The organism is Streptomyces sp. NBC_01351 (assembly GCF_036237315.1).
In the GTDB taxonomy this organism is placed as follows: domain Bacteria; phylum Actinomycetota; class Actinomycetes; order Streptomycetales; family Streptomycetaceae; genus Streptomyces.
Map to the genome: position 1 here is coordinate 2,928,374 of NZ_CP108356.1, position 14,500 is coordinate 2,942,873.

Annotated in this window: 11 protein-coding genes; 2 read left to right on the plus strand and 9 right to left on the minus strand. The window is 73.4% G+C overall.

All coding sequences use genetic code 11. The annotated features are described in order from the left end of the window. The first annotated feature begins 277 nt into the window (after nucleotides 1-277). Both OG625_RS41435 and OG625_RS12975 read left to right on the plus strand, forming a co-directional pair. Entirely contained in the window at nucleotides 278-1,141 is an 864-nt protein-coding gene (locus OG625_RS41435) for an FAD-dependent oxidoreductase (protein ID WP_443067703.1), read from the plus strand. Next, entirely contained in the window at nucleotides 1,057-2,556 is a 1,500-nt protein-coding gene (locus OG625_RS12975) for an alpha/beta hydrolase (RefSeq protein ID WP_443067887.1), read from the plus strand. Before OG625_RS41435 ends, OG625_RS12975 begins: the two co-directional genes overlap by 85 nt. A 65-nt stretch (nucleotides 2,557-2,621) precedes the next feature. Here OG625_RS12975 and moeZ read toward each other — a convergent pair whose 3' ends face one another. The 9 genes from moeZ to OG625_RS13020 form a co-directional block, all read right to left on the minus strand. After that, nucleotides 2,622-3,800, minus strand: a complete 1,179-nt coding sequence (moeZ, locus tag OG625_RS12980) for an adenylyltransferase/sulfurtransferase MoeZ (RefSeq protein ID WP_329379498.1) — start codon at nucleotides 3,798-3,800, stop codon at nucleotides 2,622-2,624. 84 nt (nucleotides 3,801-3,884) lie between these two features. After that, nucleotides 3,885-4,640, minus strand: a complete 756-nt coding sequence (locus OG625_RS12985) for a spherulation-specific family 4 protein (protein WP_329379500.1) — start codon at nucleotides 4,638-4,640, stop codon at nucleotides 3,885-3,887. Then, nucleotides 4,628-5,632 (minus strand): NAD-dependent epimerase/dehydratase, encoded by a 1,005-nt coding sequence (locus tag OG625_RS12990; RefSeq protein ID WP_329379502.1) that lies wholly within the window; start codon nucleotides 5,630-5,632, stop codon nucleotides 4,628-4,630. Before OG625_RS12990 ends, OG625_RS12985 begins: the two co-directional genes overlap by 13 nt. A 76-nt stretch (nucleotides 5,633-5,708) precedes the next feature. Next, nucleotides 5,709-6,635 carry a hypothetical protein gene (locus tag OG625_RS12995; RefSeq protein WP_329379504.1) on the minus strand — a complete coding sequence of 309 codons (927 nt, stop codon included), beginning with the start codon at nucleotides 6,633-6,635 and terminating at the stop codon, nucleotides 5,709-5,711. Between the two features lie 272 nt (nucleotides 6,636-6,907). Then, the gene (locus OG625_RS13000; RefSeq protein WP_329379506.1) at nucleotides 6,908-8,539 is read right to left on the minus strand and encodes a DUF3492 domain-containing protein; all 1,632 of its coding nucleotides are present in this window, start codon (nucleotides 8,537-8,539) and stop codon (nucleotides 6,908-6,910) included. A 372-nt stretch (nucleotides 8,540-8,911) separates the two neighbouring features. Next, nucleotides 8,912-10,672: an ABC transporter ATP-binding protein gene (locus OG625_RS13005; protein WP_329379508.1), complete on the minus strand. Its 1,761-nt coding sequence runs from the start codon at nucleotides 10,670-10,672 to the stop codon at nucleotides 8,912-8,914. After that, a complete protein-coding gene (locus OG625_RS13010; protein ID WP_329379510.1) occupies nucleotides 10,669-11,661 on the minus strand; it encodes an ABC transporter permease in 993 nt (330 codons plus the stop codon). Before OG625_RS13010 ends, OG625_RS13005 begins: the two co-directional genes overlap by 4 nt. Further along, on the minus strand, nucleotides 11,658-12,659 hold the full coding sequence (locus OG625_RS13015; protein WP_329379512.1) for an ABC transporter permease: 1,002 nt from the start codon (nucleotides 12,657-12,659) through the stop codon (nucleotides 11,658-11,660). The genes OG625_RS13010 and OG625_RS13015 overlap by 4 nt, the downstream gene beginning before the upstream one ends. Next, nucleotides 12,656-14,392 (minus strand): ABC transporter substrate-binding protein, encoded by a 1,737-nt coding sequence (locus tag OG625_RS13020; protein ID WP_329379514.1) that lies wholly within the window; start codon nucleotides 14,390-14,392, stop codon nucleotides 12,656-12,658. Before OG625_RS13020 ends, OG625_RS13015 begins: the two co-directional genes overlap by 4 nt. Between the last annotated feature and the right edge of the window lie 108 nt (nucleotides 14,393-14,500).

Sequence of the window (14,500 nt, forward strand, 5' to 3'; positions counted from 1 at the left end):
CGCTCCGCGCCCGCGCCTCAATCGCCGGCGCGGCTGAAAGACCTGGGGCTCCGCCCCGGGGAACGGTGGAAGGGCGGGTAGGGGACGGCTCCGCGCAGCGGCACACCCGCACCGCGACCCCGCCCCTGCAGGGGACCCGCACCCCCGAGCCCGGCAGCTTCCCCTACCCGGAGGACGTCCGGGCTCTGGCCGAAGGCATGAGGTGCCGACCCCTGCGCCTGCCATAAGTTTCAAATGGGAACATATCGGCCATGTCCGTCCGTCGCGGGAGAAGACAATGCGTTCAGTGATCGTCATCGGTGGCGGAATCAGCGGGCTGGCCGCCGCGTGGCAGTTGCGCGGCCAGGCCGACGTGACCGTACTGGAGAGCCACGGCAAGGTCGGCGGCAAGCTCCGCACCGGCACCACCGCCGGCATCACCGTCGACGAGGGCGCGGAATCCTTCATGGCCCTGCGGCCGGAGGCCGTGGAACTGGCGGCCGCCGTCGGACTGGGCGACGCCCTCTGCGACCCGGCGAAGGCCCCGACCTCCCCCCTCACCGGGGCCCCGCCCAGCCCCGTCCGGCCCGCCGCTCACCTCGGGCCCCGCCCGGGCCCGTCGGCTCCGCCGAGGGCACATCCAGCCCCAGCCCGCACTGTTCCGCCCCTGCCGGGGCATTTCCAGCCCCTCCGGCGTTTGAGGAGTGGGGGTCCCCCCGGACGGAGTCTGGGGGAGGGTCTGGGGCGGAGCCCCTGGGGGCACCTCCCAGCGGTAGCTGGGGGAGAAACCCGGCTCCGCCGGGCACCGGGCTCCGCCCGGACCCGCTCCTCAAACGCCGGAGGGGCTGGATTTGCCCTCGGCGGAGCCGGACAGCGTCTGGGCGCCCCCGGACGGGGGCACGGGCACAGCCCGGACAGGGCCTGGGCCGAGCCCGGACGGGGGTCGGGCGCAGCCCGGACGGGGGTCGGGGCCCCGTTTGGGTCAGCGCGGGGGCGCGAAAGGGGGAGGCCGTCGAGGATGAGGGCATGCCCAGAAACGCCTGGCGGGTCACCGCCGCCGCCACGCTCGCCGCCGCCCTGCTCACGACGGCCGCCTGCTCAGACGACGGCGGGAGCGGGAAGAAGGGGAACGCCGATGGGACCGGCCCCGCCAAGCCGCTGAAGTGGGGCGACTGCCCCGCCCCCACCCCGCTGGAGGGCGGCGGCCAGGCCCCGCCCAAGGGCTGGCAGTGCGCCACCCTCGACGTCCCCCTCGACTACGCCAAGCCCGAGGGCGAGACCCTCCCGATCGCCCTGATCCGCGCCAAGGCCCGGGACCAGAAGAACCGCATCGGCTCGCTCGTCTTCAACTTCGGCGGCCCCGGCGGCTCCGGCATCACCACCCTCCCCGGCGCCGCCACGGAGTACGAGGCCCTGCGCGCCCGGTACGACCTGGTCAGCTTCGACCCCCGCGGGGTCGGCCGCAGCGCGCCCGTCCGCTGCGAGGGCGACAAGCAGCTGGACGCGTACTACGCCCAGGACGCCTCCCCCAGCACCCCCGAGCAGGAGAAGGCGTTCGTCGAGAACATCCGGCAGTTCCAGCAGGCCTGCGAGCGCAACTCGGCCACGGTCCTCCCCCACGTCGGCACCTCCAACGCCGCCCGCGACATGGACCGCATCCGCCAGGCCCTCGGCGACGAGAAACTGCACTACTTCGGCATCTCCTACGGCACCGAGCTCGGCGGGGTCTACGCCCACCTGTTCCCGAAGAACGTCGGCCGGGCCGTCTTCGACGCCGTCGTCGACCCGACCAAGACCTCCGAGGAGGGCGCGCTCGGCCAGGCTGAGGGCTTCCAGCTCGCCCTCGGCAACTTCGCCCAGGACTGCGTGGACCGCGGCGACGAGTGCAAGCTCCAGGGCAGCACCGCCAAGGAGATCGAGGCGAACGTCATCAAGCTCCAGAAGGAGCTCGCCGTGAAGCCGATCCCCGGCATCGGCGACCGGCAGCTCAACGACACCTCCGCGACCAACGGCATCGCCCAGGCCCTGTACTCCAAGGAGCTGTGGCCGCTGCTGGAGCAGGGCCTCGACGAGGCCGACGGCGGCCAGGGGCAGCTGCTGATGGCGCTCTCCGACGCGCTCAACGGCAGGGACGAGCAGGGCCGGTACAGCAACATCGGAGCCGCGAACTCCGCGATCAACTGCGCGGACTCCAAGGAGCGTTACACGCTGGAGCAGACCAAGGCCAAGCTGCCGACGTTCCGTTCGGCCTCGCCCGTCTTCGGGGACTTCCTCGGCTGGGCCATGATGGGCTGCACCGACTGGCCGGTCGAGGGCGCCTGGGAGACCCCGGACGTCTCCGCCCCCGGCTCCGCACCGATCCTGGTGATCGGCAACACCGGCGACCCGGCCACCCCGTACGAGGGCGCCCGCAAGATGGTGGAGCGGCTCGGCAAGGGCGTCGGGGTGGAGCTCACCTACAAGGGCGAGGGCCACGGCGCGTACAACAGCGGCGACACCTGCGTGCAGAACGCCGTGAACGCGTACCTGCTGGACGGGAAGGTCCCCGCCGCCAACACCGTCTGCACGGCTGCCTAACGGCACCCGGACACGACGGAGGGGCCGTACGCGCGCGCTGCACGTACGGCCCCTCCGGGGTGTGACTAGTAGACCGGCTTCTCGGGCTCGATCTGGTGGACCCAGCCGATGACGCCGCCACCGACGTGGACCGCGTCCGCGAAGCCCGCGGACTTCAGGACCGCGAGGACTTCCGCACTGCGGACACCCGTCTTGCAGTGCAAGACGATGCGCTTGTCCTGCGGCAGGTCCTGGAGGGCGGTGCCCATCAGGAACTCGCCCTTGGGGATCAGCTTCGCGCCGGGGATCGAGACGATCTCGTACTCGTTGACCTCGCGGACGTCGATGATCTCGATGGCCTCCTCGGTGTCGATCCACTCCTTGAGCTGCTTGGGAGTGATCGTCGAGCCGAGCGCCGCCTCCTGGGCCTCCTCCGACACGACGCCGCAGAAGGCCTCGTAGTCGATGAGCTCGGTGACGGTCGCGTTCGGACCGCAGACCGCGCAGTCGGGGTCCTTGCGGACCTTGACCTGGCGGTACTGCATCTCCAGGGCGTCGTAGATCATCAGGCGGCCGACCAGCGGCTCGCCGACGCCGGTGAGGACCTTGATGGCCTCGGTGACCTGGATGGACCCGATGGACGCGCAGAGCACGCCCAGCACGCCGCCCTCGGCGCAGCTCGGGACCATGCCCGGCGGGGGCGGCTCCGGGTAGAGGCAGCGGTAGCACGGGCCGTGCTCGGACCAGAAGACCGAGGCCTGGCCGTCGAAGCGGTAGATCGAGCCCCACACGTACGGCTTGTTCAGCAGCACGCAGGCGTCGTTCACCAGGTAGCGGGTCGCGAAGTTGTCCGTGCCGTCGACGATGAGGTCGTACTGGCTGAAGATCTCCATCACGTTCTCGGCTTCGAGCCGCTCTTCGTGAAGGACCACGTTCACGTAGGGGTTGATGCCCAGCACGCTGTCGCGCGCGGACTCCGCCTTGGAACGGCCGATGTCGGCCTGGCTGTGGATGATCTGGCGCTGCAGGTTCGACTCGTCGACCTCGTCGAACTCGACGATGCCCAGCGTGCCGACGCCGGCCGCGGCCAGGTACATGAGGGCGGGCGAGCCGAGGCCGCCGGCGCCCACGGCCAGCACCTTGGCGTTCTTCAGGCGCTTCTGGCCGTCCATCCCGACATCGGGGATGATCAGGTGACGCGAGTACCGGCGGACCTCGTCAACGGTGAGCTCAGCAGCTGGCTCAACCAGGGGTGGCAGCGACACGGGGACTCCAGGGTCATCCCCGCGCATGCTGGTGCGGGGAGTGTTTGTAGGTTGTTCTATCCCGTAACAGTGCCACGCCCCTTTTCATTCCGAGACACCCGTCCCGATCCGCGAGACGATTTCGTCCCAGTACGCGGGCATCGAGGCCCACGGGTCCCGGTCGGGGGCGCCCCGCCGGTCCGTGAACCAGATCGTGCCGGCACCCTGCCAGCGGGCGATCCGGACCGCTTCCTCCAGATGCGTGCGCGGCACCCCGTGGACAAGGTGGCAGAAGCGCTCCGCCGGATGGTCCGCGGTCCACTCGGCCACCTGTGACCAGCGGTAGTCGGTCCAGGCCCCGGAGAAGGTGACCAGTTGGTCGGCGGCCTCCACGTACCCCTCGTAGGGGTGGGTGCCGTGCCCGAGCACGATCCGCACGTCCTCGCCCAGCCCGCGCAGGGCGTCCGAGACCCGGCGCACCGCGGCCAGGTCCGCCTTGTCGGCGGGGGCCCCGGCCAGGTAGAAACCGCCGACCCCGTACCAGTCGCGGAAGCGGTGGGCGTCGGAGACCAGCTCGCCGAACGACCGCGCGCCGTCCCGCATGGCGAGATGGCCGAGCACCGTGCCGCCCGCCGTACGGAGCTTCGCGGCTGCCTCCGTGCAGTGCGGGTCGGGCCGCCCGCCCGGGCCGTCCGTGACGTTCAGCACGGCCCAGTGCAGCGGGGTGCCGGGGCGGGTCAGTTCGGCCCACTCGACGGGGGCGAGCAGCGGGTGCGCGTAGCCGGGGATGCCGAGACCGAGGCGGCCAGCCTCGGTCGCGGCGGCCGTCGCGGTCCCGGGCGGGGTGGTCAGATACGGCACGCCGCCTCCATCCAGATGTCCGCGAGGGACTCCTCCAGGTTGATCCGGGGCCGCCAGCCGAGCCGGTCGCGGGCGGTCCGCACGTCGGCCTGCTGCCAGGCACCGCAGCCGTCGGGGTACGGGTACGGCTGGGGGGCCGCGGCGGCGAGCTGTTCGGCGGTGGCCTCGGAGCGGGGGGACCCGATGGCGGAGAGCCCGCCGGGGCGCCCGAGGTGCCCCTGCTGGGGACCGCCGTGCGGGACGTCCAGCTCGTGCAGGGCGCCCCCGTACCCGGCGACCCGCGCCAGCACGGCGGCCGCGTCGCGCAGCCGGACCGCGCGGCCGGTGCCGATGTTCACGACGCCCTGGGCGGCGGACAGGGAGGCGGCGTGCACGGCCCGCGCCACGTCCCGTACGTCGACGAAGTCGCGCTGCACGCCGAGCCCGCTGAGCTTGAGCTCCCCGTCCCCGGACTGCATCGCGCGGCGCATGGCCTCGGCGAGCCGGCCGAGCGGGGATCCGGCGGGGGTGCCGGGGCCGACGGGCGAGAAGATCCGCAGGACGACGGCGTCCAGTCCGGAGCCCAGCACGAGCTCGGTGGCGGCCAGTTTGCTGACTCCGTACGGTCCGCCCGGTCTCGGCACGGCGTCCTCGGCCGTCGACGACCCGGGCTGGCTGGGCCCGTACTCGGCGGCGCAGCCGAGCTGGACGAGCCGGGCCCCGCAGCCGCTGCGGCGCAGCGATTCGCAGATGGTGGCCACGGCGACGGTGTTGTGCCGGGTGAGTTCCCGGGCCCCGCCGCGGGTGGCGCCCGCGCAGTTGATGACGACGCCCGGGTGGACGGCGTCGAGGAAGCGGGTGAGCGCCCCGGGGCTGCCGGTGGCGAGGTCGAACCGGACGTCGGCGTCGTCGCCGCGGCCGAGCGCGGTGAGCTGCACGGCGGGGTCGGCGAGCAGCCGGTCGGCGACGTAGCGGCCGAGATATCCGTTGGCTCCGATCAGCAGCACCCTCATCGCGTGGCCCCTCGGTTGGTTGGCTGGCCGGTCATGTCCTTCTCCTTGTGGATCGACGGATGTGGATGGGGCGATGTCAGGGACGTGCGTGCGCGGAGGCCCGGGGCAGTACGAGGAGGGCCTGTACGAGGAGCCCCGCCGCGGCGACGAGGACCGCCGCCGGGAACGGGACCAGGGCGAGCGCCAGCGCCGCGGCGACGGGGCCCCCGCGGGCGCCGTGCCGGAGCAGGAGGCGGGTCAGGAACAGCAGCAGGGCGAGCGGCACGGCCGCGCCCGGCGGTGCTCCGGCGAGGGCGGCGGCCCCGGCGGCGGCCGCCGTGAAGAGCGCGGCGGCCGCGAGGAACAGGGGCCGGGCCCGGTCCGCGAACTCCTCCAGGGCGCGGCTCCCGGCGAGCCGGGCCCGGGCCTTGGCGCCGAAGGCCTCGGCGACCAGGTGGGCGGGGGCGACGGCCAGCGCGAGCCCGACGCCGAGGGCGGTGCCGTGCCGGTGCACGGCCCAGCCGACGACGGCCGCGGCGAGCAGGTACAAGCCCCACGGCACCCGTCCCCCGGCGGTCCGCCCGGGCCACACCAGGGCGGCGACGGTGACCACCACGGCGGCGGCCCCGGCCCACACCACGCCGGCGGCGGCCGCCCCGAGCCCGACGGCCCCGGGCAACAGGGCGTACCCGAACCCCCGGAAGGCAGAAGCCCCTGCCGGCACCCGCTCGGGCTGCACGCCGGTGTGCTCCCCGCGCGGGGAACGGGCGTACAGCTCCTCGGCGAGCGAGAAGACGTCCCGGTGCCGGAACCGCGCGGCGGTCCGGTCGGTGATCCCGTGCGCCTCCAGCCCGGCGGCGATCTCCAGGGGGTCGACGGCCCGCTCGCACAACTCCCGATGCCGGTGCAGCAGGGCCTTGACGGGATCCCCGCCGGCCCTCCGGCGGGCCGCCTGCGGCGCCGCTCCGGGGCCACGCACGGCCTGCCCGGCCCCACCGGCCACTTCGGCCCCGCCGGGGGCCATCCCCGCCCCGCCGGGGGCAAATGCAGCCCCGGGGGCGAATCCAGCCTCGCCGGCGTTTGAGGCGCTGGGGGTACCCCCAGCGGTAGCTGGGGGAGGGTCCGGGGGCAGCGCCCCCGGCAACGGCGCCGCGCCGGACTCTGCACCGGGGGACGGCATCGCAAGTGCGGCGCCGCTGCCGGGGCTCCGCCCCGGACCCCGCGCCTCAAACGCCGGCGAGGCTGAATTTGCCCCCGGCAGCCAGGGTTCGGGGCGGAGCCCCGGGTCGACGGTGGTCATACGGTCGCCTCCGAGGCAGGGGCCCCCGGCACGGCAGCAGAGGCATCGCCCGCGCCCTCCGCCGGCACGGCCCAGGACGGACTGGTCCAGTGCCCCGGCACCCTCGCCTCCGCCGGATGCGCGAACGGCACCTCCCCGTCCGGCCGCGTCGCGGAGCCCCGCGCCAGCAGCCGCAGGTAGATGTCCCGGAAGGCGCCCACGTTCTGCTCGACGGTGAACAACTCCAGCGCCCGCGCCCGCGCCGCCGCGCCCAGCCGCTGCGCCCGTTCGGGATCCCGCAGCAGCGAAAGGCACGCTTCGGCCAGCGCCCGCGGGTTGCGCGGCGGTACGACGAGCCCCGTGCCGCCGATGACCTCGCACACCGCGCCCACGTCGGTCGACACCGTGGCCCGGCCGCAGAACATCGCCTCGGCCAGGCTGATCGGGAAGCCCTCGATCACCGAGGACAGCACCACCACCCGCCCCGCCCCGTACGCCTCCGCCGAGGACGCGGCGTCCGGTCCGCCGATCTCCTCGAAGGTGACCGGGTTCTCCCCCACCGTGACGGCGTCCGCGGCCTCGTCGGGGAAGAGCTGCGCCGCCAGCGAGCGGCAGTCGGCGAGGTAGCCGGGGACCACCGCGGTGGCGAAGATCCGCAGCCGGGTCCCCGGTTCGGCCCTGCGGACCTCCGCGAACGCGTGCAGCAGCCCGACGAGGTCCTTGGCGGGCTCTATCCGCCCGACCCACACCAGCGTGTCGGGGTCCCCGCAGTCCGCGGCCTCCCCGACGGTGGCGAATCGGTCCGCCTCCATCCCGGGGTAGACCGTCCGCACCCGCTCCCGGGGGGCTCCGCAGCGCTCCTGCCAGCGCCGGGCGTGCGCGTTGCCGGGCGTCAGGAGGTCGGCCTCGGCGTAGATCTCGCCGGCCAGCCGGAGGTGGAAGGCGGCCAACAGGGCCCGCACGGTGGGCCGGGCGCCCTGCCGCTGTTCCAGGTAGTGCGAGCGGAGCTGGACCCCGTACTCGGTGACCAGCAGCGGGACCCCGAAGAAGCGTTTGGCCAGCAGTCCGGGGATGGCCGCCACCCCGCCCGCCGCCGCGTGGCAGACGTCGACCGCGCCGAGACCGCCGGGCTCCTCGTACCAGTCGAGGGACAACGGCCGCAGCATGCGCTCCAGTTCGTCCACGAACTCCAGCAGGTCCACCACCTGCACCGCCTGTACGGTGCGGCTCGCGCCCGGCGCCCGGCACGCGGCCTCCAGTACCCGCACGGCGGATTCCGACCGCAGCGCGGCGTACAACCCGCCCTGCTCGCGGCCGAGTTCGGCAAGCCCGTACAACCCCTCCGCGAACGGTCCGGCCTCGTCCGCGCAGATGCCGCGCACCAGGTCCTTGAAGCAGTCGGCGAACCGTCGCCGCTCGCGCCGGGAGTACGTCCGCCCGTCGTCCGCGGGGGCCCACAGGGGGGCCGTACGGACCTGGGTGACGTGGTCGGGGAGAAGTACCCGCGCCCGCTCCTGGTCGGCGTCGCGACTCAGCGCGTACAGCTCGAACTCGTGCTGCGGGAGCCCGCGCACGAGCCGGTCGCACCACAGCCTGGCCTCGCCCGTCGCATACGGATAACCACCTTCCGTGAGTAGTCCGATCCGCACGAGTGGCACCCCCGATCTCCCGTTTCAGGCGGTCGCCGTCGGTCTGGCGACCCGCCGCGGGAGAACTCAAGCGGATATGCCGAAGGCGCGACGGACGGTTGTCCGTCGCGCCACCGGAAGGGGTGAAGAGTCGTAACTTTCCCCTTCGGTTCGCGTTCGAGCACGCTAGGAAGAGGGTGGAGACCCGTCCCCCGGCTCAGTCCAGCGCCCGCCGGACCGGACGGGGCCGGGTGTGCGGTGGGGCGTCCCCGCAGGGCGTCGAACACAACCACCCTCGGCCCACCGACCCCCCGACACGTTCGACGCCCGAGGAGACGCCCCGGCGCGCGCCCGGCCACGGCCGGGCCGGCACCCCCCCCGACCCCGCCCGGCCTAGGCGAAGACCTCCTGCCGCGTCGACCGGCGCCGCGCGGCGAGCTCCGGGTCCAGGGCCGGTACGGCGGCCAGCAGTTGCCGCGTGTAGGCGTGGGCCGGATGGCCGTAGACCTCGTCCACCAACCCCTCTTCCACGACCTCGCCGGCGTGCATGACGGCGACGCGGTCGCTGACCTGCCGGACCACCGCCAGGTCGTGCGCGATGAAGACCAGCGCGATGCCCAGCTCCCGCTGGAGCTCCGCGAGGAGGGCGGTGACCTGGGCCTGCGTGGTGACGTCGAGGGCGGAGACCGGCTCGTCGCAGACGATCAGCCGGGGCCGCGGCGCGAGGGCCCGCGCGATGCCGACGCGCTGGCGCTGGCCGCCGCTGAACTCGTGCGGGTACCGGTCGTAGTGCGCGGCCTCCAGCCCGACGCGGAGCAGCAGCTCCTCGACCCGGGCCCGCACGGCGGCCCCGTCCCGCTCCCCGGCCGCGCGCAGCGGGTCGGCGATGGACTCGCCGATGGAGCGGCGCGGGTTGAGCGAGGACACCGGGTCCTGGAACACCATCTGCGCACCCCGGGCGACCCCCTTCACCTCGCCTCCCTCGTGCCACACCTGCCCGGAACTCGGCTCCAGCAGCCCGACGAGCATCCGCCCGAGCGTGCTCTTGCCGCTCCCGCTCTCCCCGACGATCCCCAGCGTCTCCCCCGCGTACACGGCGAGCGACACCCCGGCAACGGCACTGACCCGCCGCTTCCCGCGCCCGAACTCCCGCCGCAACGAGAACGCCTCGACAACGGGCAAACCCAGCCCCGACCGGGCAGAACCCAGCCCCTCCGGCGTTTGAGGAGCGGGGTCCGGGGCGGAGCCCCGGGTCTGCGACCCCGCCGCACTCTCCAGCCCCGACCGGGCAGAACCCAGCCCCTCCGGCGTTTGAGGAGCGGGGTCCGGGGCGGAGCCCCGATCCTTGACCCGCGGCGCGTCCAGCCTCGGCACCGCCCCCAGCAGGGCCCGCGTGTACGGATCGGCCGGAGCCGAGAGGACGCCCCCCACCGCCCCCCGCTCCACGACGTGGCCACCCCGCATGACCAGCAGCTCCTCCACGCTCTCCGCCGCCACCCCCACGTCGTGGGTGACCAGCAGCAGTCCCAGCCCCCGCTCCTCGCGCAGTTCGTGGATCAGGTCCAGGATCTGCGCCTGGACGGTGACGTCCAGCGCGGTGGTCGGCTCGTCCGCGATCAGCAGCCGCGGCTCGCACGCCAGCGCCATCGCGATCAGCGCCCTTTGCCGCATGCCGCCGCTGAACTCGTGCGGCCGCGCCCGCGCCCGCCGTACCGCGTCCGGAATGCCCACCCGCTCCAGTACCTCGACGGCCCGCGCCCGGGCGGCGCGCCGGGAGACGTCCGCGTGGATCCGGTGCACCTCGGCGATCTGGTCGCCGACGGCGTGGTACGGGTCGAGTGAGCTCAGCGGGTCCTGGAAGACCATGGCGGCGGTCCCGCCGCGCAGCCTCCGCAGCTCCGCCACCGAGGCGGCGGCCACGTCCGTGCCGCCGACCCGCACGGTGCCGCCCAGCCTCGCACCCGTACCCCGGTGCAGCCCCAGCAGCGCTGCGGCCACCGTGGACTTGCCGCTGCCGGATTCCCCTACGATGCCCAGCGCGCGGCCCGCTTCCAGGGTGAAGGAGACCCCGCCCACGGCCCGTACGTACTCCCCCGGTCCGCCGACCGGGAACTCGACGGTGAGGTCGGTGACCTCCACCAGCGGTTCCGTCATGCCAGGGCCACCCTTCGGTCCGCCGCCGCGTACAGCAGGTCGCCGATGGCGGCGGCCACGACCACGGCCGCGCCGATGGCCAGGACGATGCCCACCACCACGGGCAGCTCCACGATCTTCACTCCGTCCATCAGGGTCTTGCCGAGTCCGGGGATCCCGAACAGCGATTCCGTCAGCAGGGCGCCCCCGATCAGTGAGCCGAAGTCCACCGCGCTGAGCGCGATCACGGGCGCCACCGCACCGCGCAGCGCGTGCCGGGTGACGACGGCCCGCTCCTTCACCCCGTAGGCGCGGAAGGTGCGGATGTGGTCCTCGGCGAGCGTCTCCAGGGTGGAACTGCGCGTGAGGCGGGCGTACTTGGCGCTTTCGACGAGGCCGAGCGTCACCCACGGCAGCAGCAGGTTCCAGGCCCACTGTTCGGGGTCCTCGCCCAGGGGCACGTACGTCGGGAACGGCAGCCACTGGAGGTAGGCGCAGACCACCATGAGCAGCAGCAGGCCGAGGATGAAGACGGGCGTGCCGGTCCCGGCGAGGGTGAGGACGGTCAGGGCGCGCTCGGTGATGCCGCCGCGGCGCAGCGCGGACAGCAGTCCGGTGCCGACGCCGATGACCAGCCAGAGGACGAGCGCGCCGAGCGCCAGCGACAGGGTGGCGGGCAGCCGGTCCAGGATCAGCTGGGTGACCTGCTGGTCGTTGCGGTAGGAGAAGCCGAGGCAGGGCGCGTCGCAGTGCAGTACGAGGCCCGCGCCGCCGGAGTAGTCGCGGCCCACGGCCAGCCCCTGGAGGAAGTGCAGGTACTGCGCGAGCACGGGTTCGTCCAGCCCGATCCGTTCGCGGACCTGGGCGATCTGCGCCGGGTTGCAGCGTTCTCCGCAGGCGAGGCGCGCGGGGTCGCCGGGGGCGACGTAGAAGAGGGCGTAGACGACGACGGACAGGGTGAGGAGCACGAGCAGTGCCCCGCCGAGCCGTTTGAGCACGAAGCGGGTCACGCCCGGCGCTCCTTTCTGGTGCCGACCCGCAGGCGCGAGCCCTCGCGCGGGTCGAGGGCCGTGCGCAGCGCGTCGCCGAGCACGGTGAAGGCGAGCACGGTGACGAAGAGCAGCCCGGCGGGGAGCAGGACGTACATGGGGTCGGCCCGGAACCAGGTCTGGGCGCTGGACAGCATCTGTCCCCAGGACGGGGTCGGCGGTTTCACGCCGACGCCGAGGAAGGAGAGCGAGGCCTCGGCGACCATGTTCGTCGGCACGTGGATCGCGGCGTACGTGATGACGGGCGCGGCCAGCGACGGCAGCAGTTCCCGGCGGGCGATCCGCAGCGGGCCGTTGCCGGCGAGCCGGGCGGCGTCGACGAAGTCCAGGCCGCGCAGGGCGAGGGTGTGGGCGCGCACGATCCGGGCGGTGCCGCCCCAGGCGAGCAGTCCGATGAGCAGGATCAGCAACAGGGGCCGCGGGAACTCGGCCGGGACGACGGCGGTGAGCGCGATCCCGAGCACCAGCAAGGGCAGGGCGATCATCACGTCGGTGAGCCATCCGATGAGGGCGCCCACGGTGCGGTTGCCGAGCCCGGCGGCGATTCCGGCGACGAGCCCGATCAGGGTCTGTACGGCGGTCGCACCGAAGGCGACGAGCAGGGAGATCCGGGCGCCGTAGAGGAGCCGGGTGAGCAGGTCGCGGCCGCTGCCCGGTTCGACGCCGAGCCAGTGGTCGGCGGAGACCCCGCCGAAGGAGCCGTAGGGCACCCCGCCGCGCGCCGAGTCCACGAGCTCGTCGTGGTAGGCGTTCGGGTCCTGACCGGTGAGCTGGGCGAGCAGCGGCGCCACGAGGGCGAGGAGGACGAGCAGCGCCAGGACCCCGGCGGCCACGACGGCCGAGGGCCGTCGGCGCAGCCGGCGCCAGACCTGGCGCGCGGCGCCCGCGCCCGGGGTGGTGACCCCGGGCGCGGGCGCGGACACCGGCCGCTCGGCCGACTGCTGGGCTACGGAGCTCACTTGACCGCGACCTGCGAGATGTCGAGGACACCGGTCCAGTCGCTGATGACGACGTTCTTGACGTCCTTGCCGACGAGCCGCTTGTAGACCGGGTGGAAGAGCGGGACGTCCAGCGCCAGCTCGCCGATCTTCTTGTCGAGGGCGCCCCAGCGCTTGCCCGCCGCCGCGAGGTCGGTCAGCTTGGCGATCTCGTCGATCTCGGCGTTCACGGCCGGGTCGTTGAGCTGGGCGTGGTTGTAGTTGGAGCCGTTGGCGACGATCTGCCGCCCGTCGAAGATCGGCGCGAGGAACGGGCCGCCGGACGGCCAGTCGGCGCCCCACCGGGAAAGGAAGAAGCCGGGGGTGTTCTTGGCGTCCCAGCGGCGCTGGTTGAAGGCGTTGCCCTCCAGGCCCTCCAGCTTGACCGTGATCCCGGCGGCGGCGAGGGCCTGCTGCACGGCGGTGGCGACCTCGGGGCTGGTCTGCCGGTTCTGCGCGTTGGAGTGGGTGAGGGTGATGGTCAGGCCGTCGGGGTATCCGGCCTCCTTCAGCACCTCCTTGGCCTTGGCCGGGTCGCCGGTCTTGCCCGCCGGGAAGTGGTCGTAGGGCGTGTAGCCGAAGGCCTCGTGCTCGGGCAGGAAGGTGGTGGCGGGCTCGGCGAGCGCGGAGCCGCCCGCCGCGTTGATGACGCTGGTGCGGTTGATGGCGTGGGAGATGGCCTGGCGGACCTTCGGGTTGTCGAAGGGGGCCACCTTCGGGTTGAAGGCCAGGTAGTTGACGTAGCCGAAGTGGCCGGTGCCGACGCGCGCGGCCAGTTCCTTGTTGTCGCCGATCTGGGCGAGCTCCGCCGGGCCGAGGTTGGTGTCGGTGGTGATGGCGGCCGCGTCGGGGCCGGAGCTGGTGGTGAGGCGCTGGTTGATGACGGCGGCGTCGAGGCCGGCGCGGACGTCGATGAGGTCCGGGTAGGCCTTGCGTTCGTCGTCGGTCTTCGGGTCCCAGTGCTCGTTGCGGTCCAGGGTGAGGTGTTCGCCGTCGTTCTCGTTCTTGACGACCTTGTACGGGCCGGAGGAGACCGGGTGCTCCTCGTACTTGACCCCGGTGTCCTGGGCCTTGGGGACGGGCGCGAACTGCGTCTGGGTGGCGACGAACGGGAAGTCGCCCTGGGGCTTGCGGAGTTTGAAGACGATGGTCTTCGCGTCGGGCACGACGATCGAGTCGAGGCCCTTGCCGCCGTCCTTGTACGGGCCTTCGTACGTCTCCCCGCCGATCAGCCAGTCCCGCAGGTACGGGGCTCCGCCCGACAGTTCGGCGGCGAAGGACCGCTCGATGCCGTACTTGATGTCGGCGGTGGTGATCGGGGAGCCGTCCTCGTACTTCAGCCCGTCCTTGAGGGTGTACGTCCACTCGGTGGCGTCGGCGTTGGACTTGCCGAGGTCGGTGGCGAGGTCGGGCACGACCTTGGCGCCGGGTGCGCCGGACTCGCGGTTGCGGGTGGTCAGCGTGCGGAAGACCAGCGAGGGGACGTTTCCGCCGCCGGAGGTGTAGAGCCGGGCGGGGTCGAAGTCCTCCTGCGGCTCGTTGTTGAGGACGGTGAGGGTGCCGCCCTTCTGCGGTGCGCCGGCGGCGCCCGCCTTGTCGCCGGCGCCCGCCTTGTCCGCGGCGCCCTCGGGCCCGCAGGCCGCGGCGCCCCCGGCCAGTACGAGGCTGACGGCGACCGCGGCCACGCGGCGCGATATGTGGGCATGACGGAGCATCGGAAAGAGACCTCTCGGCGTGAAGGAAAGAAGGAGAAACCACGCGAGGAGCAGCGATCAACGGTCGGAGGCGGAAATGCTCCGGTACGGAAAAGCCGCGCCTGCGGG